Origin of the sequence: Streptomyces globisporus C-1027 (genome assembly GCF_000261345.2) — a bacterium.
Classification (GTDB): Bacteria; Actinomycetota; Actinomycetes; order Streptomycetales; family Streptomycetaceae; genus Streptomyces; species Streptomyces pakalii.
Genome location: NZ_CP013738.1, coordinates 1,615,011 through 1,640,351 on the forward strand (window position 1 = coordinate 1,615,011; position 25,341 = coordinate 1,640,351).

The 25,341-nt window shown below is 73.2% G+C and carries 22 protein-coding genes and 1 riboswitch; of the genes, 15 read left to right on the forward strand and 7 right to left on the reverse strand.

What is annotated here, in order from left to right; genetic code table 11:
• Nucleotides 1–12: 12 nt before the first annotated feature.
• From WQO_RS07060 to WQO_RS07070, 3 genes are all read right to left on the reverse strand, one after another.
• Nucleotides 13–1,356 (reverse strand): hypothetical protein, encoded by a 1,344-nt coding sequence (locus tag WQO_RS07060; protein ID WP_010061392.1) that lies wholly within the window; start codon nt 1,354–1,356, stop codon nt 13–15.
• A gap of 184 nt (nt 1,357–1,540) precedes the next feature.
• Nucleotides 1,541–2,668, reverse strand: coding sequence for an alpha/beta hydrolase (locus tag WQO_RS07065; protein WP_010061391.1), 1,128 nt, complete (start codon nt 2,666–2,668; stop codon nt 1,541–1,543).
• A gap of 110 nt (nt 2,669–2,778) precedes the next feature.
• The gene (locus tag WQO_RS07070; protein WP_010061390.1) at nt 2,779–3,438 is read right to left on the reverse strand and encodes a class II aldolase/adducin family protein; all 660 of its coding nucleotides are present in this window, start codon (nt 3,436–3,438) and stop codon (nt 2,779–2,781) included.
• A gap of 277 nt (nt 3,439–3,715) precedes the next feature.
• Between WQO_RS07070 and WQO_RS07075 the strand changes: the two genes are divergently transcribed.
• The 7 genes from WQO_RS07075 to WQO_RS07105 all read left to right on the forward strand — a co-directional run bounded on the left by WQO_RS07075 (nt 3,716) and on the right by WQO_RS07105 (nt 12,374).
• Entirely contained in the window at nt 3,716–4,981 is a 1,266-nt protein-coding gene (locus WQO_RS07075) for an inorganic phosphate transporter (protein ID WP_010061389.1), read from the forward strand.
• Between the two features lie 12 nt (nt 4,982–4,993).
• Complete coding sequence (locus WQO_RS07080) at nt 4,994–5,224, forward strand: hypothetical protein (protein ID WP_010061387.1); 231 nt, start codon at nt 4,994–4,996, stop codon at nt 5,222–5,224.
• A 134-nt stretch (nt 5,225–5,358) separates the two neighbouring features.
• Nucleotides 5,359–5,536, forward strand: a riboswitch (cobalamin riboswitch).
• A gap of 117 nt (nt 5,537–5,653) precedes the next feature.
• Nucleotides 5,654–6,634, forward strand: a complete 981-nt coding sequence (locus WQO_RS07085; RefSeq protein WP_058953899.1) for a cobalamin biosynthesis protein — start codon at nt 5,654–5,656, stop codon at nt 6,632–6,634.
• Between the two features lie 43 nt (nt 6,635–6,677).
• A complete protein-coding gene (locus tag WQO_RS07090) occupies nt 6,678–8,375 on the forward strand; it encodes a cobyric acid synthase (RefSeq protein WP_032748622.1) in 1,698 nt (565 codons plus the stop codon).
• On the forward strand, nt 8,372–10,420 hold the full coding sequence (locus WQO_RS07095) for a putative cobaltochelatase (protein ID WP_010061384.1): 2,049 nt from the start codon (nt 8,372–8,374) through the stop codon (nt 10,418–10,420). The genes WQO_RS07090 and WQO_RS07095 overlap by 4 nt, the downstream gene beginning before the upstream one ends.
• Entirely contained in the window at nt 10,420–11,019 is a 600-nt protein-coding gene (cobO, locus tag WQO_RS07100) for a cob(I)yrinic acid a,c-diamide adenosyltransferase (protein WP_010061383.1), read from the forward strand. The genes WQO_RS07095 and cobO overlap by 1 nt, the downstream gene beginning before the upstream one ends.
• Entirely contained in the window at nt 11,013–12,374 is a 1,362-nt protein-coding gene (locus WQO_RS07105; RefSeq protein WP_058953900.1) for a cobyrinate a,c-diamide synthase, read from the forward strand. Before cobO ends, WQO_RS07105 begins: the two co-directional genes overlap by 7 nt.
• Nucleotides 12,375–12,481: 107 nt before the next feature.
• Here the strand turns inward: WQO_RS07105 and WQO_RS07110 are convergent, their stop codons facing one another.
• The gene (locus tag WQO_RS07110; protein ID WP_006123616.1) at nt 12,482–13,216 is read right to left on the reverse strand and encodes a ZIP family metal transporter; all 735 of its coding nucleotides are present in this window, start codon (nt 13,214–13,216) and stop codon (nt 12,482–12,484) included.
• A 167-nt stretch (nt 13,217–13,383) separates the two neighbouring features.
• On the opposite strand from WQO_RS07110, the gene cobC reads away from it, so the two are divergent.
• On the forward strand, nt 13,384–14,997 hold the full coding sequence (gene cobC, locus WQO_RS07115; protein ID WP_010061378.1) for an Rv2231c family pyridoxal phosphate-dependent protein CobC: 1,614 nt from the start codon (nt 13,384–13,386) through the stop codon (nt 14,995–14,997).
• Nucleotides 14,998–15,082: 85 nt separating this feature from the next.
• Here cobC and WQO_RS07120 read toward each other — a convergent pair whose 3' ends face one another.
• Together WQO_RS07120 and WQO_RS07125 are read right to left on the reverse strand one after the other, a co-directional pair.
• The gene (locus WQO_RS07120; RefSeq protein WP_010061376.1) at nt 15,083–16,036 is read right to left on the reverse strand and encodes an SCO1860 family LAETG-anchored protein; all 954 of its coding nucleotides are present in this window, start codon (nt 16,034–16,036) and stop codon (nt 15,083–15,085) included.
• Between the two features lie 302 nt (nt 16,037–16,338).
• A complete protein-coding gene (locus WQO_RS07125) occupies nt 16,339–17,415 on the reverse strand; it encodes an amidohydrolase family protein (protein ID WP_029182350.1) in 1,077 nt (358 codons plus the stop codon).
• A gap of 160 nt (nt 17,416–17,575) precedes the next feature.
• Here WQO_RS07125 and WQO_RS07130 point away from each other — a divergent pair, with 160 nt between their 5' ends.
• The 6 genes from WQO_RS07130 (at nt 17,576) to WQO_RS07155 (ending at nt 23,537) form a co-directional block, all read left to right on the forward strand.
• The gene (locus WQO_RS07130) at nt 17,576–18,682 is read left to right on the forward strand and encodes a pyridoxal-phosphate-dependent aminotransferase family protein (RefSeq protein WP_058953901.1); all 1,107 of its coding nucleotides are present in this window, start codon (nt 17,576–17,578) and stop codon (nt 18,680–18,682) included.
• 310 nt (nt 18,683–18,992) lie between these two features.
• Nucleotides 18,993–19,523, forward strand: a complete 531-nt coding sequence (gene ectA / locus WQO_RS07135; protein ID WP_029182349.1) for a diaminobutyrate acetyltransferase — start codon at nt 18,993–18,995, stop codon at nt 19,521–19,523.
• Nucleotides 19,524–19,718: 195 nt separating this feature from the next.
• Nucleotides 19,719–20,981 (forward strand): diaminobutyrate--2-oxoglutarate transaminase, encoded by a 1,263-nt coding sequence (gene ectB / locus WQO_RS07140; protein ID WP_010061371.1) that lies wholly within the window; start codon nt 19,719–19,721, stop codon nt 20,979–20,981.
• 90 nt (nt 20,982–21,071) lie between these two features.
• On the forward strand, nt 21,072–21,470 hold the full coding sequence (locus tag WQO_RS07145; protein ID WP_010061370.1) for an ectoine synthase: 399 nt from the start codon (nt 21,072–21,074) through the stop codon (nt 21,468–21,470).
• Nucleotides 21,471–21,473: 3 nt separating this feature from the next.
• Nucleotides 21,474–22,367, forward strand: coding sequence for an ectoine hydroxylase (thpD, locus tag WQO_RS07150; protein ID WP_010061369.1), 894 nt, complete (start codon nt 21,474–21,476; stop codon nt 22,365–22,367).
• Nucleotides 22,368–22,502: 135 nt separating this feature from the next.
• Nucleotides 22,503–23,537: a VOC family protein gene (locus WQO_RS07155; RefSeq protein WP_010061367.1), complete on the forward strand. Its 1,035-nt coding sequence runs from the start codon at nt 22,503–22,505 to the stop codon at nt 23,535–23,537.
• Here WQO_RS07155 and WQO_RS07160 read toward each other — a convergent pair.
• On the reverse strand, nt 23,513–24,583 hold the full coding sequence (locus WQO_RS07160; protein WP_010061365.1) for an alkene reductase: 1,071 nt from the start codon (nt 24,581–24,583) through the stop codon (nt 23,513–23,515). The two genes, WQO_RS07155 and WQO_RS07160, sit on opposite strands and share 25 nt — an antisense overlap.
• Before the next feature lie 197 nt (nt 24,584–24,780).
• Here WQO_RS07160 and WQO_RS07165 point away from each other — a divergent pair, with 197 nt between their 5' ends.
• Nucleotides 24,781–25,296 (forward strand): MarR family winged helix-turn-helix transcriptional regulator, encoded by a 516-nt coding sequence (locus tag WQO_RS07165; RefSeq protein ID WP_010061363.1) that lies wholly within the window; start codon nt 24,781–24,783, stop codon nt 25,294–25,296.
• Nucleotides 25,297–25,341 lie beyond the last annotated feature (45 nt).

Consider the following 25,341-nt stretch of genomic DNA (forward strand, 5'->3'; position numbering starts at 1 on the left):
GGGGCGGACGGATCAGGCTCCTCCGGTGTGCACCTGGAAGGCGGCCCGGCGGACCGCTTTGGCCAGGGCCGGGTCCGGATGGGCCGCGGCCAGGGCGACCAGGACCTGGACGGTGCGGGGGTGGCCGACGGCCCTCACCTCGTCGAGGAGGGCCGGGACGGTGCCCTGGACGGCGGAGTCGAGGTGGCGCACCAGCAGTCCGGTCTCGCCGTGGTCGGCGACCGCGGCGGCGGTGTCGACCCAGAGCCAGGTGGCCTCCTCGCGGCTGAGGACGTCCTGCGCGTCGTCGGGGTCGTTGCCCTCGTACTCGGCGAGCCAGAGCAGCGCGTAGGGGCGCAGCGAGGGTTCGGCGAGCACGGCGCGGACCTCGGGTTCGGCGGGGGCGCCGACGACGCGCAGCGCCTCGAAGGCCAGTCCGCGCAGCAGCGCGTCCTCGCCCCGGGCGACGGCGAGCAGTTCGGCGACGGCGCTGCCGACGGTGCGGGCGGCGAGCCAGGCACGGTATTCGTCGCGGGCCGGTCCCGGGGTGAGCCGGGCGCAGCCGAGGAGCATGTCGGCGGCGGACTGTTCGATGTTTCCGGCCGGGCTCTGGGCGGCGACGCAGATCTGTTCCAGCTTGACCCAGACCGCCCAGTTGCCGAGCGGGGTGAGGGTGGCGTGCCCTTTGCCGAGGGTCAGCGCCCCGACGGCGGCGAGACCTTCCAGGGCCCAGTCGAGCAGCAGGGCGTTGAGGTCGGCGCTGCGGGCGGGTCCGGCGCTGGCGGCGGCCTGATCGGCGGCCGTCTCCGCCGGGGAGGCGGGCGCGGTTCTGCCGGGGCCCAGGGGCACTTCGCAGCGCTCCTCCTGGAGTTCGGCGACGCGCTGGCCGAGGAGGTCCAGCAGGGCGGGGACGGTGACGGGGCCCGCGGAGAGCTGGAGGAGGGAGAGCACCTGGGGCACGGCCTCGACGGCTTCGGCGACCGCGCCCGCCTCGATGCCCTCCGGGGCGGCGTGGACGAGCGACCAGGCGTCGAAGAGCGCGACCCAGCCCCGCAGCACGGCGGAGTCGTCCCGGTCCCAGGCGCGCAGCCGCCAGCCGGGGCGGGCGGTGTCGCCGTGGAGCTCGACGAGGCCGGCCAGCCGGGCCCGGTCCCAGCCGGCGCGGACCTGCGCCGGGGAGAGCTCCAGGGCGGTGGCCGCCCGTTCGAGGGCGTGGGCCGCGAGCGGGGCGGCGGTGCCCGGCCCCGGGGTGCCGGCCGCCCAGTGGGCGATGCGCACGGCGTCGGCGAGCACCGCCCTGGCCTGGCGGGCCAGTTCCGCGCGGGGCGGGGTGCCCTCGGGGGGCCGGGGAGCCGGCCGGGTGCGCCGGGTGGTCACGGCCTTGCGGGCGGTGGCAAGGGGTCGCGGGCGGACAAGTCGCAGCCTGGAGTCGCGCGGAGTACGGGACGTCACGGGAGCAGTCTTGCCCCTGACGGCCCGAAAGCCCAAACGGAAGCCGTTTCACCGGTACGTGAAAGGTTCCCCGGGCGGGGCTGCAAGGGGGAGAGTTCACCCCATCGGCTCACATCAGGGGCGTGAGGAAGCGTCGCAGGGTCTCTTCGTAGCGGGCCGGGCCGGCGTTCCACATCGACGCATGCGGAGCCTGCGGTACGGCGTGCAGGCTGACCAGATCCGCGCGGCGGGCGGCGAGTTCGCGGGACGGGCCCCACGGGGCGATCGTGTCGTCGGGGCCGTGCAGGATCAGGGTCGGGGTGCGCAGGGAGGCCGGTACGGAGGTCTCCAGCACCGGGGTGGCGCCCATCCCGGTGCGGCCCTGGGCGGCACGGACGGCGAGTGGCAGCAGGGCGGCCGGGACGCCGCGTGCGGCGGCCAGGGCGCGCACGGTGGCCTGCCAGTCCAGCACCGGGGAGTCGAGGACGATGCCGCTGATCCGGTCGCGGAGCGGGGATTCGACGGCGGCGTACAGGGCCGTGGTGGCGCCGGTGGACCAGCCGTGGACGATCACGTTCCGGGCGCCGTACCGCAGGGCGTAGCGGAGGGCGGCGTCGAGGTCGCGCCACTCGGAGGCGCCGAAGTGGCCGAGGCCGTCGGCGGGGCGGGGGGCTCCGGGGTCGCCCCGGTAGGCGAGGTCGAGCACGGGGAAGAGCTGCTGGTGCAGGAACGGCATGAGGTTCATGGGGTGGGCCCGGGTGGCGCCGAGGCCGTGCACGGTGATGATCCAGGTGTCGCGCGCCCCGGGGACGTACCAGGCGGGGAGGGGCCCGAGCTCGCCGGGGATCTCGACCTCCTGGTGGTCGAGGCCGAGGTCGCTGCCGGGGTCGCCGCCGTACAGGGCGGGGGTGAGCCGGACCTTCACGCCCGGTTCGAGGATCCCCTGGCCGACGCTCTCCAGCCTGCGGACGACGGTGTCGGCGCCTTCGGAGGCCCCGTCGACGACGGGGCCGACCACCGCGTGGACCCCGGGTCCGGCGATGCCCCAGGTGCCGGGCCGGAGCGCCGAGAGGGACCGGGTCAGGGTGACCTGCCCGGCCGCGGTGGCGTGCACGGTGAGTCTGCGGTCGGCGGGGAGGGGACGCCCGGGCGTCGCCTTGAGGGCGACGTCGCTGGCGTACCGGCCGGCCGCGACCGCTGCCGCACCGACGCCGAGGATCGAGGTGACGGCCGCTGCCGTCGCGGTTACCGGGCGCACCGCTTCAGTGTCGTGGGGCGGGCGGCGGGCGGCCAGTGGGCGGGGGCCGTCCGGGGCGGGACCGAAGCTCCGCCTACCTCGCCCCGGTGCCGGCCTCGGGCGGGGCCCGGTCAGCCGCGCTGGCCGTACCCCTTGAGCGCCTCGGTCACCTCGGCCAGCTGGGCCGTGGTGAGCAGGGCCGGGGTGCGGCCGGGCACCGAGCTCGCGGTGAGCCAGAGGTGGCACAGCCACTCCAGTTGGGCGGTGCGGTCGTAGGCCTGGTCGAGGGTGTCGCCGTAGGTGACGGTGCCGTGGTTGGCGAGCAGGCAGCCCGTGCGGCCCCGGAGGGCTTCGAGCATGGCGTCGGCCAGCTCCGGGGTGCCGTAGCGGGCGTAGGCGGCGGTGCGGACGGGGCCGCCGAGGATGGCCGCCGCGTAGTGCACGAGCGGGACCTCGGCGACGAGGGTGGAGACGGCGGTGGCGTGCACGGCGTGGGTGTGGACCACGGCGGCGGCGTCGGTGGAGCGGTAGACCGCCAGGTGGAGGGGGAGTTCGCTGGTCGGCCCGAGGTCCCCGAGGACCTGGTGTCCTTCCAGGTCGACGCCGACCGCGTCCTCGGGTCCGAGCCGGTCGTAGGGCACCCCGCTGGGCGTCACCAGGACGAGGTCGCCGACGCGGGCGGACACATTGCCGGAGGTGCCGACGACGAGGCCGTCCGCCGCGCTCCGCCGGGCCGTGTCGACGACGTCCCGCCAGGCCTGGCGGACGGATTCCGGCTGCTGCTCGCTCATGGGGCGAGCCTAGGCGGGCAGGCGCGCAACCGGAACGTCACACAGGGCGTGACGGGGATCTCTTCCGGGTGCCGAACGGCCGTTCAAAATGTTCGTCAACGGGCGGCAAAGGGCAGCCCACGCCGCGCCCCACCGGCCTCGCACAACTTCACCCGCACACAAGCGGAAGCCGCTCACTCCGCTTGGAGTCACCGCAACGCCCTGCCCAGTTCATCTTCCGTTCACTCAGGTTGCCTACGGTCCACGAGCCACTGACGTCGAACGATTGCCTGGGTAAATGGAACACATCACGCTGCTGCTTGCGATTGTGGTCGTAACAGCTCTCGTGTTCGATTTCACGAACGGTTTCCACGACACCGCCAACGCGATGGCGACCACCATCTCGACCGGCGCGATGAAGCCCAAGACAGCGGTGGCCATGTCCGCCGTTCTCAACCTGATCGGCGCGTTCCTGTCGGTGGAGGTCGCCAAGACGATCTCCGGCGGGATCGTCAACGAAGACGGCATCAGAACAGAGGTCATCTTCGCGGCGCTCGTCGGCGCCATCCTGTGGAATCTCCTGACCTGGCTGCTGGGGCTGCCCTCCAGCTCCTCCCACGCCCTGTTCGGCGGTCTGATCGGCGCCGCGGTCATGTCGGCCGGCTGGTCCTCGATCAACGGCGGCACCGTCGTCACCAAGGTGCTGCTCCCCGCGATCGCCGCCCCGCTCGTCGCCGGTATCGCCGCGATGCTGGCCACCCGGCTGACGTACCGGATCAACCGGAACGTCACCGACCCGAACCAGCTGAAGTCGACCGCCAAGGGCTACCGGGCCGGGCAGATCGCCTCCGCCGGTCTCGTCTCGCTCGCCCACGGCACCAACGACGCCCAGAAGACGATGGGCATCATCACCCTCGCCCTGGTCACCAGCGGTGTCCTGGCCCCCGGCTCCAACCCGCCCATGTGGGTCATCGTCTCCGCCGGTGTCGCCATCGCGCTCGGCACCTACCTCGGCGGCTGGCGCATCATCCGCACCATGGGCAAGGGCCTGACCGACCTCCAGCCGCCGCAGGGCTTCGCCGCCCAGACCAGCGCGGCGACCGTCATCCTGGCCTCCTCGCACCTCGGCTTCTCGCTCTCCACCACGCAGTCCTGCTCCGGCGCCGTGATGGGCTCGGGCCTCGGCCGTAAGGGGGGCGTGGTCCGCTGGTCCACCGCCACCCGGATGTTCGTCGCCTGGGGTCTGACCCTGCCGGCCGCGGGTCTGGTCGGCGCGGGCGCCGAGTTCCTGACCAAGCAGGGCCCCTGGGGCATCGCCGTCACGGCGGTCATCCTGGTGGGCGGCTCGTTCGCCATCTGGGTGGCCTCGCGCCGCCAGCCGGTCGACCACACCAACGTCAACGACACGGACGGCGACGAGCCCCAGGGCGTCGTCACCACGGCCATCGCCGCGGTCCAGCCGCCGCCCATCGGAGTCCCGGCCTCCGAGCCCGAGCTCATCTCCAGCATCCCGGCCCCGGCTTCGGCGCCCGACGACCCGGCCCGGCCGCCGGCCAAGGTGTAAGGACAGATCCGCATGAAAATCGACTGGGCAGCTCTCGCCTCCGTCTTCGGTGTCAGCCTCGTGGTCACCGTCGCGCTGGTCGGCCTCTTCACCCTGGGCATCGTCGCTCTCTCCAAGCAGTCCGCCACGGCCGGAGGCAGCGCCTCCGGCGGGTCGGTCGCGCTGGCGCGCACCGGCGCGTACGCCTGCTTCGCGCTGTGCGTCGCGGCGGTCTCGTACGGGATCTATCTGATCGTCGCCTGACGCCGCACCCCCGCGTTCCTCGCACTCCCTTCGGGCCGGACACACCTCGTGTGTCCGGCCCGATGTGCGTCCGCCCACAGTGGAGCCTCGCAGGTCAACAGCGAGTTGACGGCTGTTCTCGGGGCGTGGTGGACTGCCGGAGCCATTTACGGCGACAGCAGAGGAAGCCGGTGCGAATCCGGCGCGGTCCCGCCACTGTCACCGGGGAGCACTCCCCCACACCGGACGTCACGGCTCGCGGTACGCGGGCTGGAAGGCCGGGGGAACTGCGGATCCGGGAGCCAGGAGACTCTCGTCGTCGGTCACGTCGAACCAGGGCGCGGACCCTGAGTGAGGACCTACGCCATGCCCGGCCGCCGTGCGCCCTTCCCTGCGCCGCTTCCTGTGCCCCTCCGTGCCGGAACGCCTCTTTCCGCGACGGGCTGAGCCGTGCGTGCCGATCGCATCTTCGCGTACGGCGCCACGGCCGGGATGGTCGCCGACGCGCTGCTCGGCGATCCCCGGCGGGGCCACCCCGTCGCCGGATTCGGCCGCGCCGCGGCGCGGGTCGAGTCCCTGTTGTGGCGTGACGACCGTGGCCGGGGCGCGCTGCACACCCTGGTGTGCGCCGGAGGCGCTGTGGGGGCAGCCGCGCTGACCGCCCGCGCCGTACGGGGACGCCCCGCGCTCGCCGTCGCGCTGACCGCCGCCACCGCCTGGTCCGTCGTCGGCGGTACGTCGCTGGGCCGCGAGGCCCGCGCGATCGGGGGCGCGCTGGCCGCCGGGGACCTGGAGGTGGCCCGGGAGCGGCTGCCGCATCTGTGCGGGCGCGATCCGCACTCCCTGGACGGGCCGGGGATCGCCCGCGCGGTCGTGGAGTCGGTCGCCGAGAACACGTCGGACGCCGTCGTCGGCGCGCTGGTGTGGGGGGCGATCGGCGGGGTGCCGGGTCTGGTCGGGTTCCGGGCGGTGAACACGCTGGACGCGATGGTCGGCCACAAGTCGCCCCGTCACCGCCGCTACGGCTGGGCCTCGGCCCGCCTGGACGACGTCGCGGGGTGGCCGGGCGCCCGGCTGACGGCCGCGCTGGCCGTGGTCGGCGGCGGGCGGCCCTCGGAGGCCGTACGCGCCTGGAAGGCGGACGCACACCGCCACCCGAGCCCGAACGCGGGGCCCGTGGAGGCCGCGTTCGCGGGGGCGCTCGGCGTACGGCTGGGCGGCACGCTCGCGTACGCGGGGCGCGTCGAGCACCGGCCGGTGCTGAACGGGGCGGCCGGGCGGGAGGTCCGGGGCGCGGACATCGAGCGCGCGGTGCGGCTGTCGCGCCGGGTCGGTGCGTTGGCCCTGGGGGTGTGTGTGGCGGGCCGGCTGGCGGCGGGCCACCTGGCCGCGCGGCGGTCGGTCGCGGGGCGGAAGCGGGGACGGGCATGAGCGGTGCGACACGGTGGAGTGCCGTACGGGAACGGGGGCGGGCATGAGGGGCGGCGGGCTGCTGGTCGCGGGAACGACCTCGGACGCGGGCAAGAGCGTGGTCACGGCGGGCATCTGCCGCTGGCTGGTGCGCCGAGGGGTGAAGGTCGCGCCGTTCAAGGCGCAGAACATGTCCCTCAACTCCTTCGTGACCCGCGAGGGCGCGGAGATCGGGCGCGCCCAGGCGATGCAGGCGCAGGCCGCCCGGGTGGAGCCGACGGCACTGATGAACCCGGTGCTGCTGAAGCCCGGCAGCGACCGGTCCAGCCAGGTCGTCCTGATGGGGAAGCCGGTCGGCGAGATGAGCGCCCGGGGGTACCACGGGGGCCGTCAGGAGGCGCTGCTCGGCACGGTGACCGACTGCCTGGAGGAGCTGCGGTCGACGTACGACGCGGTGATCTGCGAGGGGGCGGGCTCCCCCACCGAGATCAACCTCCGGCGCACCGACATCGTGAACATGGGGATCGCGCGGGCCGCCCGCTTCCCCGTGCTGGTCGTCGGGGACATCGACCGGGGCGGGGTCTTCGCCTCGTTCTTCGGGACGACGGCGCTGCTGAGCGCGGAGGACCAGTCGCTGGTCGCGGGCTACCTGGTGAACAAGTTCCGGGGCGACGTCTCGTTGCTGGAGCCGGGGCTCGACATGCTGTACGGGCTGACCGGGCGGCGGACGTACGGGGTGCTGCCGTACGCCCACGGGCTCGGCATCGACGAGGAGGACGGCCTGCGGGTCTCCCTGCGGGGTGCGGTGCGGGAGTCGGTCGTGGCGCCGCCGCACGGGGAGGACGTGCTGCGGGTCGCGGTCTGCGCGGTGCCGTTGATGTCCAACTTCACGGACGTGGACGCGCTGGCCGCCGAACCGGGCGTCGTCGTGCGGTTCGTGGACCGGGCGGAGGAGCTGGCCGACGCGGATCTGGTGATCGTGCCGGGGACGCGCGGCACGGTGAAGGCGCTGGCCTGGCTGCGTGAGCGCGGTCTCGCGGAGGCGCTGGTGCGGCGTGCGGCGGAGGGCCGGCCGGTACTGGGGATCTGCGGCGGGTTCCAGGTGCTCGGTGAGCGGATCGAGGACGAGGTGGAGTCGCGGGCGGGGGTCGTGGACGGGCTCGGGGTCCTTCCCGTACGGATTCGCTTCGACCGGGACAAGACGCTGGCGCGGCCGGTCGGTTCGGCGCTGGGCGAGCCGGTGGAGGGGTACGAGATCCACCACGGGGTGGCCGACGTACGGGGCGGGGAGCCGTTCCTGGACGGGTGCCGGGTGGGGGCGGTGTGGGGGACGCACTGGCACGGGTCGCTGGAGAGCGATGCGTTCCGGCGGCGGTTCCTGGTGGAGGTGGCGCGGGCCGCCGGGCGGCGGTTCGTGCCTGCGCCGGACACGAGTTTCGGGGTGCTGCGGGAGGAGCAGCTGGATCGGCTCGGGGATCTGGTGGAGGAGCATGCGGACACGGATGCGTTGTGGGGGTTGATCGAGGGGGGTGCGCCTGGGGGGTTGCCGTTCGTGCCGCCGGGGGCGCCGCCGGTGGGGGCGGGTGGGCCGGAGAGCCGGGGCGCTGCCCCGGACCCCGCTCCTCAATCGCCGGAGGGGCTTGAAATGGCCGGGTCCGCTGGGTCAAGGGGCCAGAGGCTTGAGGATGCCGGGTCCGCGGAAGCCACGCCCCACGGGCTCGGGCAAGAAGCTGAACAGCATGTCGACCAGGAGGCCTTGTGAGTACGCCGTATCCCTTCACCGCGATCGTCGGGCAGGACGACCTGCGGCTCGGGCTCTTGCTGAACGCCGTCAGTCCGGCCGTCGGCGGGGTGCTCGTGCGGGGTGAGAAGGGGACCGCCAAGTCCACCGCCGTGCGGGCCCTCGCCGCGTTGATGCCCGAGGTCCCCGTCGTACCCGGGTGCCGGTTCTCCTGTGATCCGGTCTCGCCCGATCCGGCGTGTCCCGACGGGCCGCACGCGGAGGCGGCCGGGGTGTCGCGTCCGGCGCGGACCGTGGAGCTGCCCGTCGGGGCGTCCGAGGACCGGCTCGTGGGGGCGCTGGACATCGAGCGGGCGCTCTCGGAGGGTGTGAAGGCGTTCGAGCCGGGGCTGCTGGCCGACGCGCACCGCGGGATCCTGTACGTCGACGAGGTCAACCTCCTCCACGACCACCTGGTGGACCTGCTGCTGGACGCGGCGGCCATGGGTGCTTCGTACGTCGAGCGCGAAGGCGTCTCCGTACGGCACGCGGCGCGGTTCCTGCTGGTCGGGACGATGAACCCGGAAGAGGGCGAGCTGCGGCCGCAGCTGTTGGACCGGTTCGGGCTGACCGTGGAGGTCTCCGCGTCCCGGGACACCGACGAGCGGGTCGAGGTCGTGCGGCGCCGGCTCGCGTACGACGACGACCCCGAGGGGTTCGCCGCGCGCTGGGCCGAGGAGGAGGGCGCCCTGCGCGAGCGGATCGCCGCCGCGCGCGTCCTGCTGCCCCGGGTCGTGCTGAGCGACGGCGTGCTGCGGCAGATCGCGGCCACCTGTGCCGCGTTCGAGGTCGACGGGATGCGGGCCGACATCGTGATGGCCCGTACCGCCACCGCGCTCGCCGCCTGGGCCGGCCGCGAGGAGGTCACCGCCGACGACGTACGGCAGGCCGCCCTGCTGGCCCTCCCCCACCGGCGGCGGCGCAACCCGTTCGACGCGCCGGGCCTCGACGAGGACAAGCTCGACCAGACCCTGGACGAGGCCGGGCCGCCGGAGAACAGCGACGGCGACGACCAGCCCGATCCCGACGGGGGCGGGGACGATGACGGCGGCGGCGGTGGTGGCGGTGGCGGTGGTGTGCCGCCGCAGGCCGACGGGGAGGACCGTACGCCGCCCCAGGGCTCGGAGGGCGACGCACCGTCCCAGGCCCCCGAGGGCACGCCCGACGCGCCCGGACGGCCCGCCGGGGGCGAGCAGCAGCCGGTGGCCGCCGCCGAGCCGTTCCGGGCGAAGATGCTCAGCGTGCCGGGGCTCGGCGAAGGTGCTGCGGGGCGGCGTTCCCGGGCCCGTACCGAGCACGGCCGTACCACCGGCGCGCGGCGGCCCGAGGGAGCGCTGACCAAGCTGCACCTGGCCGCGACCGTGCAGGCCGCCGCCCCGCACCAGCGTGCGCGCGGGCGTGCGGGGCGCGGGCTCGTGGTGCGCCGGGACGATCTGCGGCAGGCGACCCGCGAGGGGCGTGAGGGCAACCTCGTGCTGTTCGTCGTCGACGCCTCCGGGTCGATGGCGGCCCGGCAGCGGATGAGTGCGGTGAAGGGGGCCGTGCTGTCGCTGCTGCTGGACGCCTACCAGCGGCGGGACAAGGTCGGTCTGGTGACCTTCCGGGGCAAGGTGGCCGAGGTGGCCCTGCCGCCGACCTCGTCCGTGGACGCGGCCGCCGCCCGGCTGGAGTCGCTGCCGACGGGCGGGCGCACTCCGCTGGCCGCCGGGCTGCTGAAAGCCCATGACGTGCTGCGGGTGGAGCGGCTGCGCGATCCGTCGCGGCGGCCCCTGCTCGTCGTGGTCACGGACGGGCGGGCCACCGGCGGGCCGGAGCCCGTGGCGCTCGCGGGGCGGGCCGGGCGGCTGCACCGCTCGGAGGGGACCGCGTCCGTCGTCGTGGACTGCGAGTCGGGGTACGTACGCCTCGGTCTCGCCGGGGAGCTCGCCCGGGAGCTGGGAGGTACCGCCGTCACGCTCGACGAGCTGCGGGCCGACTCGATCGCCGGGCTCGTCAAGGACGTCACCGCAGCCGGGAGGGCCGCTTAATGCCGCAGGGACAGCCGACCACCGTGCCGGACGACGGGCTCACCACCCGTCAGCGGCGCAACCGCCCGCTCCTGTTCGTCCACACGGGCATAGGCAAGGGCAAGTCGACCGCCGCCTTCGGGCTCGCGCTGCGGGCCTGGAACCAGGGATGGCCGATCGGGGTGTTCCAGTTCGTGAAGTCCGCGAAGTGGAAGGTCGGCGAGGAGAACGCGCTGAAGGTGCTGGGCGCGAGCGGCGAGGGCGGCACCGTCGACTGGCACAAGATGGGCGAGGGCTGGTCCTGGGTCCAGCGCGACGGCCAGCTCGACAACGAGGAGAAGGCCCGCGAGGGCTGGGAGCAGGTCAAGCGGGACCTGGCGGCGGAGACGTACAAGCTGTACGTGCTCGACGAGTTCGCCTATCCGCTGCACTGGGGCTGGATCGACACCGACGAGGTCGTCGAGGTCATGCGGAACCGGCCCGGCACGCAGCATGTGGTGATCACCGGCCGCAACGCGCCCGACAAGCTCGTCGAGGCCGCCGACCTGGTGACCGACATGTCGAAGGTCAAGCACCCGATGGACGCGGGGCAGAAGGGCCAGAGGGGCATCGAGTGGTGAGTGTGCCCCGTCTGGTCATCGCCGCTCCGGCCTCCAACAGCGGCAAGACCACCGTCGCCACCGGTCTGATGGCCGCCTTCGCCGCGCGCGGGCTCGCCGTCTCGCCGCACAAGGTCGGCCCGGACTACATAGATCCGGGCTACCACTCCCTGGCGACGGGCCGCCCCGGCCGGAATCTCGACGCGTACATGTGCGGGACGGATCTCGTCGCCCCGCTCTTCGCGCACGGGTCGGCGGGGTGCGACCTCGCCGTGGTCGAGGGCGTGATGGGGCTGTACGACGGTGCCTCGGGGCAGGGGGAGCTGGCGTCGACCGCGCAGGTCGCCAAGCTGCTCAGGGCGCCCGTGGTGCTGGTGGTGGACGCCTCCTCGCAGTCCCGGTCGGTGGCGGCCCTGGTGCACGGGTTCGCCTCCTGGGACCCCGAGGTGCGGATCGGCGGGGTGATCCTGAACAAGGTGGCCTCCGACCGGCACGAGGCGCTGCTGCGGGACGCGCTGGACGAGTCGGGGCTGCCGGTGCTCGGGGTGATCCGGCGGGCGCCACAGGTCGCGACGCCCTCGCGGCATCTGGGTCTGGTCCCGGTGGCCGAGCGGCAGAGCGACGCGGTGGACGCCATAGGGGCCATGGGCGAGCGGGTGCGTGCCGGGTGCGACCTGGACGCGCTGATGGCGCTGGCGCGGACGGCGCCCGCCCTGGCGGACGAGCCGTGGGAGCCCGCGTACGCCCTCGGGCCCGGCGCCGAGAAGCCCGTCGTCGCGGTGGCGGGCGGGGCGGCGTTCACCTTCGCGTACGCGGAGCACGCCGAGCTGCTGACGGCGGCCGGTGCGGAGGTCGTGACCTTCGACCCGCTGCGGGACGAGAAGCTGCCGACGGGGACAGCGGGGCTCGTCATCGGCGGCGGGTTCCCGGAGATGTACGCCCCCGAGCTGTCGGCCAACGAGCCGTTGCGGCGGGCGGTCACGGAACTGGCCCTGAGCGGTGCGCCGGTGGCCGCCGAGTGCGCGGGGCTGCTGTATCTGGCCCGGGAGCTGGACGGGAAGCCGATGTGCGGGGTGCTGGACGCCGAGGCCCGGATGTCGGAGCGGCTGACCCTCGGGTACCGGCAGGCGGTGGCGGTCTCGGACAGCCCGCTCGCGGTCGCCGGGACCCGGATGCGCGGCCATGAGTTCCACCGCACGGTGCTGGAGCCTGCGGCGGGGAACACGCCGGCCTGGGGCATGCACCAGCCGGAGCGGCGGGTCGAGGGGTATGTCCAGCGGGGCGTGCACGCGAGCTATCTGCACACCCACTGGGCCGCGTCGCCCGAGGTGGCCCGGCGGTTCGTGGAGCACTGCCGGGCGCTTCCGGCGCGGTGAGCGGATCACCTCCGCCCGGTGTCGCGGACCGCGTATCGGCGGGCGGTTCCGGCCCGGTCGGCGGCGGCGCATCCGGCGCACCGGGACGTTCGGGGCGTACGCGTGGCTCACTCGGCGATGCCGACGACCAGCCAGATGAAGCCCACGCCCCCGATGGTGCAGAGAAGGGTGGAGCGGGCGGGATGGGTGTGGTGCGCCTCGGGAAGGATCTCCGCAGCGGCCAGGTAGAGCAGGGCTCCGCCGAAGAAGCCGAGATAGCCGCCGAGCAGTTCCTCCGGAAGGGTGAACAGCAGCGTCGTCGCCGCGCCCACGACCGGTGCCACGGCGGCCGCGAACAGCATCAGGAGCGCTTTGCGGCGGGCGTTCCCGTACAGACTGGTGAGGGTGTACGTGTTGAATCCGTCGGCGAAGTCATGACTGATCACCGCCAGCGCGACGGCCACGCCCATGGAGCCGCTGACCTGGAAGGCGGCGCCGAGCGCGATGCCGTCCATCAGGCTGTGGCCGACCATCGCGGCCGCCGCCGTCAGCCCCACCTGCGGCACGCGGTCGCCGTGGTGCCCACCGCCCGCCCCGTGTGCCACCTGGCGTGCGGAGAGCAGCCGCTCGACCAGATGGGCCACCAGGAAGCCGCCCACGAAGAGCAGCAGCGCCATCGGCACCCCGAACACCGGCTCGCCCGCCGCCTCGATCGCCTCCGGCAGGAGGTCGAGGCCGACGACGCCGAGCATCAGCCCGCCCGCGAGGCCGAGCACCAGATGGCGGCGGTCGGTGACGCGCTGGGCGACCCAGCCGCCGGCCAGGGTCATCAGGAACGCGCCGAGCGCGACGAACACCGCCATGGGGCCTTGCTAGCCGATCGGGCCCCCTCCGCGCATCTCAGGGTGTCCTTACCGGCGGCGTTCCCGCCGCCCTTCCCCGCGCCCGGGTCCGTGCTTCGTATACGGACCGGCCCCGCCCCCTTCCCCGTACCACCGAGACGTATGACCTGAAAGGCAGGACTCCGCCGATGACCGGAGCATCCGTCGGCCCCGGACCGGAGTCCGGTGCCCGCAGTCTGGTGGTGGGGGTCGGCGCGCGCCGGGGCGCCTCGGGTGATGCGGTGTTCGCCCTGATCGAGGCGGTGTTGAGCGGGGCGGGGCTGGACCCGGCGGATGTGGTGGAGGTGGCCACGGTCGACTCCAAGGGAGACGAGCCGGGAATTCTGGGGGCGGCGGCCCGGCTCGGGGTGCCGGTGCGGACCCATCCGGCCGGGGCGCTGGCCGCGGTCCGGGTGCCGCACCCCTCGGGGGCGGTGGGCGCGGCGGTGGGGACGCCGTCGGTCGCGGAGGCGGCAGCGCTGATCGATGCGGACGAACTGCTGGTGCCGAAGACCCGCGCCCCGGGCGGGAAGGCGGCGGTGAAGGGGGTGGCGACCTGTGCGGTGGCGCGCCGTTTTCCGGCCGGCGAGGGGACTTTCGGTGTTTCCGGCAGGAAAACTTCCACCTCACCGGTGACGGCAGGCTCCCGCCCGTTCACCATGGCTGCCATGAACCCCCCCACGCATCCCCCCATGCGGGACATCGAGAGCGCCGGGCCCGACCTGCGGCACCACGGCGACGCGGAGGTGCGCGGCGAGAATCTGACCGATCTCGCCGTGAACGTCCGTACCCACACCCCTCCCCCGTGGCTGCGCGAGCGGATAGCCGCGTCGCTCACCTCGCTGGCCGCCTATCCCGACGGGTCGTCCGCCCGGGCCGCGGTCGCCGGCCGGCACGGGCTGCCGGTGGAGCGGGTGCTGCTGACGGCGGGCGCGGCCGAGGCGTTCGTCCTGCTCGCCCGGGCTCTCCCGGCCCGCCGCCCGGTCGTGGTGCACCCGCAGTTCACGGAGCCGGAGGCGGCCCTGCGGGCGGCCGGGCACGAGGTGGGGCGGGTCCTGCTGCGGGCCGAGGACGGATTCCGGCTCGATCCGGCGGCGGTGCCCGAGGAGGCGGACCTCGTGGTGGTCGGCAATCCGACGAACCCGACGTCCGTGCTGCATCCGGCGGCCCTGCTGGAGAAGCTGGCGCGGCCGGGGCGGACGCTGGTGGTCGACGAGGCGTTCATGGACGTCGTGCCGGGCGAGCGCGAGGCGCTGTGCGACCGGACGGACATCCCGGGGCTCGTGGTGCTGCGCAGCCTCACCAAGACGTGGGGGCTGGCCGGGCTGCGAATCGGCTACGTGCTGGCCGAGCCGGAGACGGTGGCGCGGCTCGCCGAGGCGCAGCCGCTGTGGCCGGTGTCCACCCCGGCGCTGGCGGCGGCGGAGGCGTGCGTGGAGCCGCGGGCACTGGTGGAGGCGGCGGAGGCGGCGGACCGGATCACGGTGGACCGGGCCCATCTGCTCGCAGGTCTTGCGGAGTTCAGCGAGGTGGAGGTGGTGGAGGCGGCCCGGGGGCCGTTCGTGCTGGTGCGTCTGGAGCGGGCGGCGGAGGTCCGGGAGCGGCTGCGGCTGCTGGGCTTCGCGGCCCGGCGCGGCGATACGTTCCCGGGGCTCGGGCCGCGGTGGCTGCGGCTCGCGGTCCGCGACCGGGCCACGACCAATCGTTTCCTCCAGGCCCTGGACCAGGCCGTGCAGGCGCTGCCCGCGAGATCGGGGCGCTGAGCGGCCCCGCACGTGGGGGCGGCGTTCTTCGTGCGAACGCCGCCCCCGTCCCCCGTCATGCCGCCCCCGTCCCCCGTCGTACGGATCAGCTCTGGCCGCTGCTGCGCCTGCGCGCCAGCACCGTGGCGCCCGCGCCGACGGCGAGGAGGAGAGCCGCGCCGCCCGCGATGTACGGGGTGGTGGAGCTGCCGCCGGTCTCGGCGAGGTTGGCCTCGGCGGGGGCGGGGCCGGTGTCGGAGCCGGTCTGCGTCTTCACGTCGTCGCCGGTGGAGCCGCCGTCGGTCGAGCTCGGCTCCTCGGGCGTCTTCGGCTCCTCGGGGGTCTTCGGCGCCTTCGGGGTCTCGCAGGTCGCCTCGGCGAGGGTGACCTCGCCGTTGACCTCGGCGACGTTGAGCTTGAGCGGGTTGACCGCCACCTTGAGCTGGAGCGCCGTCGCGGCCGCCGTGCGCTCGGTGGTGACCGTCTTGGACAGGTCGAGGGAGACCTCGCCGACGCCCGGCACCGACACCTGGGTCGGGCCGCCCGCGCTGAGGGTCACCTTCTTGCCGAGCACCGCGACATGGCCGAGCACGTTCGATTCGGCGACGGGCTGCTTGCCCGCCTCGCAGAGCGCCTTGGAGGTGACCTTCTCGACCTCGATGAGCGGGAGCGCCGCGAGTCCGGGGACATGGATCCGGGCCTTCGCCAGGTTGGTGTAGCCCTCGGCCTTGTGTTCGTCCACGGTGGCGTTCGCGGTGGCCACGTCCGCGCGCAGGACGTTCACCGGGCGGCCCTCGACCCCGTCCAGGTTGACGGTCAGCGCGGTCTTCTCGGCGCTGGCCGGGGCCTGCACCTCGTTGAGCGTGACCTTCAGGGGCACCTGGATGGACTTGTTGAGGAGCGAGACGTCGAGTCCGGTACGGAGCACGACCGCGCTCGCCCTGCCCTCGCCGCCGGTGGTGGGCGTCGCCGGGGCTGCGTGCGCGGGGACGGCGGCAAGCAGGGCGACGGGGGCGGCGGCGACCGCCACGGCGGCGAGACGGAAGGTGTTGCTGTTCAAGATGGTGGAACCCCCACAAGAGACATGGAGCCACCGGCACAGTCCAATGGGGGACATCGCCTGCGCCGGTGGCCTCGACTCCGTGAATCTTTACGCACTGAGGGTGAACTGGCGGATACCTGACGTGAGTTCACCCCAAAGGGGGGTTTCCGCGCGCATATTCGAATCTTTCGGCACGTGCGTTCCCTCCCGCCTCTCCCCGTCACCCGTTTCACACGGCAGGGACGAGGTGCGGGAACGGGCCGGGCTGTACCAACGAGCCGACAGCCGCATCCGTCACTGCCCGTCAACACACCGCCGGGTCAGCCGACGACCCGCCCGTTCAGCACGATGTACCGGGGTGCCGCCAGCACCCGGACGTCCGCGCGCGGGTCCGCGTCGTACACGACCAGGTCCGCCGGGGCCCCCTCCTCCAGGCCGGGCCGCCCCAGCCAGCGCCTGGCCCCCCACGCGGTCGCGGAGAGGGCCTCCAGGGGCGGGATGCCCGCCTTGACCAGCTCGGCGACCTCGCCCGCGACCAGGCCGTGCGCCAGGGAGCCGCCCGCGTCGGTGCCGACGTAGACCGGGATCCCGGCGTCGTAGGCGGAGCGCACGGTGTCGTAGCGGCGGTCGTACAGCTGCCGCATATGGACCGACCAGCGGGGGAACTTGGCCTCGCCGCCCGCCGCGAGGTCGGGGAAGGTGGCGATGTTGACCAGCGTCGGGACGATCGCGACGCCGCGCTCGGCGAAGAGCGGGATGGTGTCCTCGGTGAGGCCGGTGGCGTGCTCGATGCAGTCGATGCCCGCCTCGACCAGATCGCGCAGCGACTCCTCGGCGAAGCAGTGCGCGGTGACCCGGGCGCCCAGCCGGTGCGCCTCGGCGATGGCCGCCTCGACCTCGCCGCGCGGCCAGCAGGCGGTGAGGTCCCCGGCGTCGCGGTCGATCCAGTCCCCCACGAGCTTGACCCAGCCGTCGCCGCGCCGGGCCTCCTGGGCGACGTACGCGACGAGGTCGCCCGGCTCGATCTCGTGCGCGTAGTTGCGGATGTAGCGGCGGGTCCTGGCGATGTGGCGGCCGGCCCTGATGATCTTCGGCAGGTCCTCGCGGTCGTCGATCCAGCGGGTGTCGGAGGGCGATCCGGCGTCCCGGATCAGCAGGGTGCCGGCCTCCCGGTCGGTGAGCGCCTGTTTCTCGGCGGTCGCCGCGTCGACCGGGCCGTGCCGGTCGAGCCCGACATGGCAGTGGGCGTCGACGAGGCCGGGCAGCGCCCAGCCCCTGACCGTCACCGCGTCGTCGGCGCCGGGCGGCCGCTCGTAGGTGATCCGCCCGTCCACGGCCCACAGTTCGTCCCGCACCTCGTCCGGGCCGACGAGCACCCGGCCCTTCACCCGCAGCACCGGCCGCTCCTCCCGGTCACGCACTCCGACCACCCGCCAGGCCCCTCACCCGATCACTCACCTGATCACTCATACGCGGCACTGTACGAGGCCGCCGTTGGGCCGTCGGTAGGCTGCCAGTGCCTTTCGACCGACGGACGAACCCGAAGAGAGCCCCACCGTGACGCACCCCTTCCTCGACCTTCCCCCGCTGACCGCCGGCCACTTCGCGGCGATCGAGCGGCGCGTGGCCCGGCTCCTCGCCACGGAGCAGGACGTCGTCATCACCCAGGGCGAGGCGCTGCTGCCGCTGGAGGGCTGTATCCGCGGCGGCGCGCGGCCCGGTTCGACCGCGCTGAACGTGGTCACCGGCCCGTACGGGCAGACGTTCGGCAACTGGCTGCGGGACTGCGGTGCGCAGGTCGTCGACCTCGCGGTGCCCTTCCACACGGCGGTGACCGCCGACCAGGTCGCCGAGGCGCTCGCCGAGCACCCGGAGATCGACTTCGTCTCGCTGGTGCACGCGGAGGCGGCGACCGGCAACACCAACCCGGTCGCGGAGATCGGCGAGGTGGTCCGGGCGCACGGCGCGCTGTTCATGCTGGACGCGGTGGCCTCGGTGGGCGCCGAGCCGCTGCTGCCGGACGCCTGGGGCGTCGACCTGTGCGTGATCGGCGCGCAGAAGGCCATGGGCGGGCCCGCCGGGGTCTCCGCGGTGTCGGTGAGCGCGCGGGCCTGGGAGCGGATCGCCGCCAACCCGGCCGCCCCGCGCCGCTCCTACCTCTCGCTGCTGGACTGGAAGGAGCGCTGGATCGACGGCGGCCGCACGGCTCTGCCGCACGCCCCGGCGCAGCTGGAGATGCTGGGCCTGGAGGCGTGCGTGGCCCGGATCGAGGACGAGGGGCTGGAGACGGTGATGGCCCGCCACGCCTCGGCCGCCGCGGCGACCCGGGCCGGAGCGGTGGCGCTGGGCGGCGGTCTTGAGCCGTACGTCCGCGCGGCGCGGGACGCAGCCCCGGTGGCGACGACGCTGCGCGCGCCGGCGGGTACGGACGCGGCCGCGCTGGTCGCGGCGGCACTGGCGGCGGACCCCGCGCTGCCGCTGGTCGCGGGCGGTGGGGCGCTGTCCAAGGAGATGATCCGGGTCAACCATTACGGGGCGGATGCGACGCGGGGCGCGGTGCTGTCCTCGCTCGCGGCTCTGGGGGCGGCGCTGACCGATGCGGGCCGGCAGGTCGATGTCGAGGCTGCCCGCCGGGCTGTTTCGGAAACCTGGCCGAGCCGATAAATTAACCATTCATGCGGGAAGCTGTTAATCGGAAAACAGCTTCCCGCATTCTTCTGCCCGCTTTTCCAGCACCTAAACGCACCAGCTTTCCCGCAGATCCGACTTCATGATTCGGACGCGTACCGAGAGAGTTACGACCTTGTGACCGACTCCACAAGCTCGGCGTTATGCCCGTTAAATTCAGGACAAACGCACCGAAGTCACCCCTGATTCGGCGACGGGATCGCGCACGCCTGATAACACACGGACGCCCTCCACCCAACCCCTTAGCTCGATGCAATTTCGAGATTTGCTGGGTAAATTCAATTTCATGACCGCCGCACCAGCAGATCTTGCCCGTGCCCGAAGCGAATTCCTCAGTATCGATGCGCCGCGAGTGGAGGACGGAGCCGCGATCTGGCGCATTGCCCGCGACTCCCAGGTCCTGGACCTGAACTCCTCGTACAGCTACCTGCTGTGGTGCCGTGACTTCGCCGCGACCTCCGTGGTCGCCCGTGGCGAGGACGGCGAGCCCATCGCCTTCGTGACGGGTTACATCCGGCCCGACCGCCCCCAGACCCTCGTGGTCTGGCAGGTGGCCGTCGACTCGGCCCACCGCGGCAAGGGGCTGGCCGCGACCCTGCTGGACGCGCTGACCGCCCGGGTCGCCGCCGACCAGGGCCTGTCGTCCGTGGAGACGACGATCACCCCGGACAACACCGCCTCCGACCGGCTGTTCACGTCCTACGCCCAGCGGCACGACGTGGCGCTGGAGCAGGAGGTCCTCTTCGACGGCGACCTGTTCCCGGAAGGAACCCACCTGCCCGAGGTGCTCTACCGGATCGGTCCGTTCACCACCTGAGCCCGCCAGGGCGCGCGCCTCCCGCGTACCCGACCCGTACGCCCGACGCCCGACACAGCCCGGCGCACCCGACCCGTGCGCCCGGCCCCCACGACTTTTCGCGCCGGCCGACCACCCGGCGCGGTCCCGGCCGCATCCGTGCGGCGGGGAGCACAGACCACCGCCCGTCACACCCCCTCACGCAGGAGACCCGCTGTGACCATCACCCCGCCCGCACTGAGCGTCTTCGAGACCCTGGAGTCCGAGGTCCGCAGCTACTGCCGCGGCTGGCCCGCCGTCTTCGACCGCGCGCAGGGCGCCCGGCTGACCGACGAGGACGGCCACTCCTACCTGGACTTCTTCGCCGGGGCCGGCTCGCTGAACTACGGCCACAACAACCCGGTGCTGAAACGAGCGCTGATCGACTACATCGAGCGCGACGGCATCACCCACGGCCTGGACATGGCGACCACCGCCAAGCGGGCGTTCCTGGAGACGTTCCAGAACGTGATCCTGCGCCCGCGCGACCTGCCGTACAAGGTGATGTTCCCCGGCCCGACGGGCACCAACGCCGTCGAGTCGGCGCTGAAGCTGGCCCGTAAGGTCAAGGGCCGCGAGTCCGTCGTCTCGTTCACCAACGCCTTCCACGGCATGTCGCTGGGGTCGCTGGCCGTCACCGGCAACGCCTTCAAGCGCGCCGGGGCCGGGATCCCGCTGGTGCACGGCACCCCGATGCCGTTCGACAACTACTTCGACGGCCAGGTCCCGGACTTCCTGTGGTTCGAGCGGCTCCTGGAGGACCAGGGCTCCGGGCTGAACAAGCCCGCCGCGGTGATCGTGGAGACGGTCCAGGGCGAGGGCGGCATCAACGTCGCGCGCGCCGAGTGGCTGCGGGCGCTGCAGGAGCTGTGCGAGCGCCAGGACATGCTGCTGATCGTCGACGACATCCAGATGGGCTGCGGCCGTACCGGCGGCTTCTTCTCCTTCGAGGAGGCCGGGATCACCCCGGACATCGTCACGCTGTCGAAGTCCATCAGCGGCTACGGGCTGCCGATGTCGCTCTGCCTGTTCAAGCCGGAGCTGGACATCTGGGAGCCGGGCGAGCACAACGGCACCTTCCGCGGCAACAACCCGGCCTTCGTCACGGCCGCCGCCGCGCTGCAGGCGTACTGGGCGGACGGCCAGATGGAGAAGCAGACCCTGGCCCGCGGCGAGCAGATCGAGCAGACCCTGCTGGCCATCTGCGCCGAGGAGTCGACCGCGAGCTTCCGCGGCCGGGGCCTGGTGTGGGGCATGGAGTTCGAGGACCCGGCCCGCGCCTCCGCGGTCTGCGCCCGCGCCTTCGAGCTGGGGCTCCTGCTGGAGACCTCCGGCCCGCAGAGCGAGGTCGTCAAGCTGCTGCCGCCGCTGACCATCACCCCCGAGGAACTTGACGAGGGCCTGCGCACGCTGGCCCGCTGCGTCCGCGAGACGGCCTGACCCGGCGCTGCCGGGGCAGGCGGAAGAGAAGAGGGGCCCGGGCTTCGCTGCCCGGGCCCTGTGCAGAGAAGAGAAAGGCAACCGCTCACCGTGATCGTCCGATCGTTCAGTGACATCGAGAACACCGACCGGCATGTGAAGGCAGCGTCCGGCACCTGGGAGAGCAAGCGCATCGTGCTCGCCAAGGAGAAGGTGGGCTTCTCGCTCCACGAGACCGTGCTGTACGCGGGCACGGAGACCTCCATGTGGTACGCGAACCACATCGAGGCGGTGCTGTGCACCGAGGGCGAGGCCGAGCTCACCAACGACGAGACCGGCGAGAAGCACTGGATCTCGCCCGGCACGATGTACCTGCTGGACGGGCATGAGCGGCACACCATGCGGCCCAAGACCGACTTCCGCTGCGTGTGCGTCTTCAATCCCCCCGTCACCGGACGGGAGGACCATGACGAGAACGGTGTCTACCCACTGCTGACCGAGGAGGGCTGAACCATGACCACCGAAGTACGCGCCGATCTGTACCCCTCGCGCGGCGCCGCCGAGATGACCACTCCCCGCCAGGACCCGGTCATCTGGTCCGCGCCGGGCGCACCGGGTCCGATCGCCGCCAAGGATCTCCAGAGCTTCGAGCACGACGGCTTCCTCAGCATCGGGGAGCTGATCACGCCGGACGAGGTCGCCGTCTACCAGGCGGAGCTGGACCGGCTGGTCTCCGACCCGCTGATCCGCGCCGACGAGCGCTCCATCGTGGAGAAGCAGACGCAGAACGTGCGGTCCGTCTTCGAGGTCCACAAGATCAGTGAGGTCTTCGCCGGGCTGGTACGCGACGAGCGGGTGGTGGGCCGGGCCCGCCAGATCCTCGGCTCGGACGTGTACGTCCACCAGTCCCGGATCAACGTGAAGCCGGGCTTCGGAGCCACGGGCTTCTACTGGCACTCGGACTTCGAGACCTGGCACGCCGAGGACGGCCTGCCGAACATGCGGACGGTGTCCGTGTCGATCGCGCTGACCGAGAACTTCGACACCAACGGCGGGCTGATGATCATGCCCGGTTCGCACAAGACGTTCCTCGGCTGTGCGGGCGAGACGCCGAAGGACAACTACAAGAAGTCGCTTCAGATGCAGGACGCCGGCACCCCGTCCGACGAGGCGCTGACGAAGATGGCCGACCGCCACGGCATCAAGCTCTTCACGGGCAAGGCCGGTTCGGCGACCTGGTTCGACTGCAACGCCATGCACGGCTCGGGCGACAACATCACCCCGTACGCGCGCAGCAACGTCTTCATCGTCTTCAACAGCGTGGAGAACGAGGCGCAGGAGCCCTTCGCGGCTCCGATCCGCCGCCCCGAGTTCATCGGGGCGCGGGACTTCACCCCGGTGAAGTAGCGCGACGCGCAGGCGGAAGGGCCGGGACGGTACGCCGTCCCGGCCCTTCGCGCGTGCCGTACGGGTCCGGGGCACGGGCGGCTCGACGCGTAACTCGCTGGACCGGGGACCGAGTCGGCGGAGAAGGTGTCCGCCATGACTTCCCATGTACGCCACATCACGATCGACTGCGCCGACGCCTACGCGCTGGGCAGCTTCTGGGCCCAGGTGCTCGGGGCGCCGCTCTCCGACGAGGACCAGCCCGGCGACCCGGAGGCGCTGCTGGAGACCCCCGGTGCTGCGGTCCTCTTCGTGCAGGTGGCCGAGAAGAAACAGACCAAGAACCGCGTCCATCTCGACATCCAGCCGCACGACCGCTCCCGCGACGAGGAGGTCGAGCGGCTGCTCGCGCTCGGCGCGACCCTCGTCGGCGACCACCGCAGGCCGAACGGGCGCGGCTGGGCGACGCTGGCCGACCCCGAGGGCAACGAGTTCTGCGTGGAGTGCAGTGGGGCCGAGCGGGCGGCGCTGAGCGGGACCCGGCTGCCGGTGACCGCCGATGACGTGACGACCGCCGTGCGACTCGCGGTGGACACGCTGGCGACGGCCCCGGTGGACCGCTGGGAGACCCGGGCCGGTTCGCTGGAGTGGACCTGCTGGGAGACGGCGGAGCACCTGGGCGACGATCTGTTCGCGTACGCGGTGCAGTTGGGGCCCCGTACGCCTCCGCTGGACGGCGAGGTGCCCTTCCGGTGGGCGCCCGACCGGCAGGGCGGGCCGCACAACGCGGTCTTCGCCGACCGGGAGGCCGGGCCCGGCGGGCTGCTGGCCACGCTGGAGGCGAGCGGGGCGCTGCTGGCCTCGATGGCGCGGACGACGCCGCCCGAGGTGCGCTCGTACCACGGGTACGGGATCTCCGACCCGGAGGGCTTCGCCGCGATGGGCGTGGTGGAGACCCTGGTGCACACCCATGACCTCGCGGAGGGTCTCGGCCTGGAGTGGGCGCCGCCCGCCGCGCTCTGCGACCGGGCGCTGGCCCGGCTCTTCCCGGACGCGCCGGCGGGCGGCGACCGGTGGGCCGTCCTGCTGTGGGCCACCGGCCGTGCCGAACTGCCGGGCCACCCGCGCCGCACCGCGTGGCGGTGGGACGGGCGGCCCCTGGAGGATCAGACGGCGTCGAGCGCCGGGTAGTCGGTGTAGCCCTTGGCGTCGCCGCCGAAGAAGGTCGACGGGTCGGGAGTGTTGAACGGGCCGCCCGCCTTCAGCCGGGCGGGCAGGTCCGGGTTGGCGAGGAAGAGCGCCCCGTAGGAGATCAGGTCGGCGATGCCGTCGTCGATGACCGTGTGGTCGCCGGGGCCGGTGGGGCCCTCGGAGTGCACGTTGATGACGAGGGTCCCGGAGAAGGCCTTGCGCAGGGCGAGGGTCAGCTCGCGGATCGGGGTGGCCTCCAGGATGTGCAGATAGGCGAGGCCGAGCGGCTCGATCGCGCGGACCAGCGCGGTGTACGTGGCCTCCGGCGCGGGCTCGTCGATGTCGTTGTACGGGTTGCCGGGCGAGATGCGCAGGGCGGTGCGCTCCGGGCCGATCTCGGCGGCGACGGCCTTGACGACCGCGACGGCGAAGCGGGTGCGGGCCTCGTCGGAGCCGCCCCACGCGTCGGTGCGCCGGTTGGTGTTGGGGGCGAGGAACTGGTGGATGAGGTAGCCGTTGGCGCCGTGCAGCTCGACCCCGTCGAACCCGGCCTCCACGGCGTTGCGGGAGGCGGTGACGAAGTCGGCGACGGTCGCGCTGACCTCGGCGTCGGTCAGCTCGTGCGGCTCGACGAAGTCCTTCGGCCCGACGTGGGTGTAGACCTGCCCCTCGGCCTTGACCGGGGAGGCGCTGACGGGGACGAGCCCGTCCGGCAGCAGGACCGGGTGGCCGATGCGGCCCGCGTGCATGATCTGCGCGAAGATCCTGCCGCCCCGCGCGTGCACCGCGTCGGTGACCGTACGCCAGGAGGCGACCTGCTCGGCGCTGTGCAGGCCGGGCGTGGAGGGGTATCCCTGGCCCACGACGGAGGGCTGGATGCCCTCGGTGATCACGAGTCCCGCCGAGGCGCGCTGGGCGTAGTACGTGGCGGTCAGCTCGGTGGCGGTGCCGCCCTCGCCGGCCCGGCTGCGGGTCATCGGGGCCAGTGCGATGCGGTTGGCCAGGGGGGTGCCGGACAGGTCGATCGGGTCGAAAACGGTGGTCATGAGGGCTCCCGGATAAGCATGTGGTCGGCCAAGAGAAAGTATGTGGTCGGCCAACGATCGCCGCCGGGAGCAACTGTAACCCGGTCATTGGCCGACCAAGGTAAAGTTGTCCAAAACCGTCGGGCATCATCGGAAGCCGCCACCGAGACCACGACCGAAGCCGCCGCTCACCGCCCCGAGGACCCCAGGAGCCCGCCATGACCCGCGCCACCCCCGCGGAGGACGCCTGTACGAACGCGCTGCCCACGGCGGCGCTCGGCGGGCCCGTCAGCCACGCCGTCTCCCGGGTGGCCCGGCTGCACCGGATCGCGGCGGGCAAGGTGCTCAAGGGGGTGGACCTCTACCCGGGGCAGGAATTGCTGATGATGCACCTGTGGGACCGGGGGGCGGTCCGGCAGACGGAGCTGATCAAGGCCATGGAGCTGGACCCGTCCACCGTCACGAAGATGCTCCAGCGGCTGGAGCAGACCGGGCATGTGCGCCGCCGCCCCGACCCGGCGGACCGGCGGGCCGTGCTGGTCGAGGCGACGGACGAGAGCTGCGCGCTGCACACCGCGGTGGAGGCCGCCTGGGGCAGCCTGGAGGAGCACACGCTCGCGGGTCTGGACCCGGCCGAGCGCACGGAGCTGGTGCGGCTGCTGGCGAAGGTCGAGGAGAACCTCTGCCGGGAGACCGAGGACTGCCCCGACCGGCGCCGCGCCGCGTCCGCCTGAGCCGTACCCGCACGGGCTGCGCCGTTCCCGTACAGCCTGAGCCGT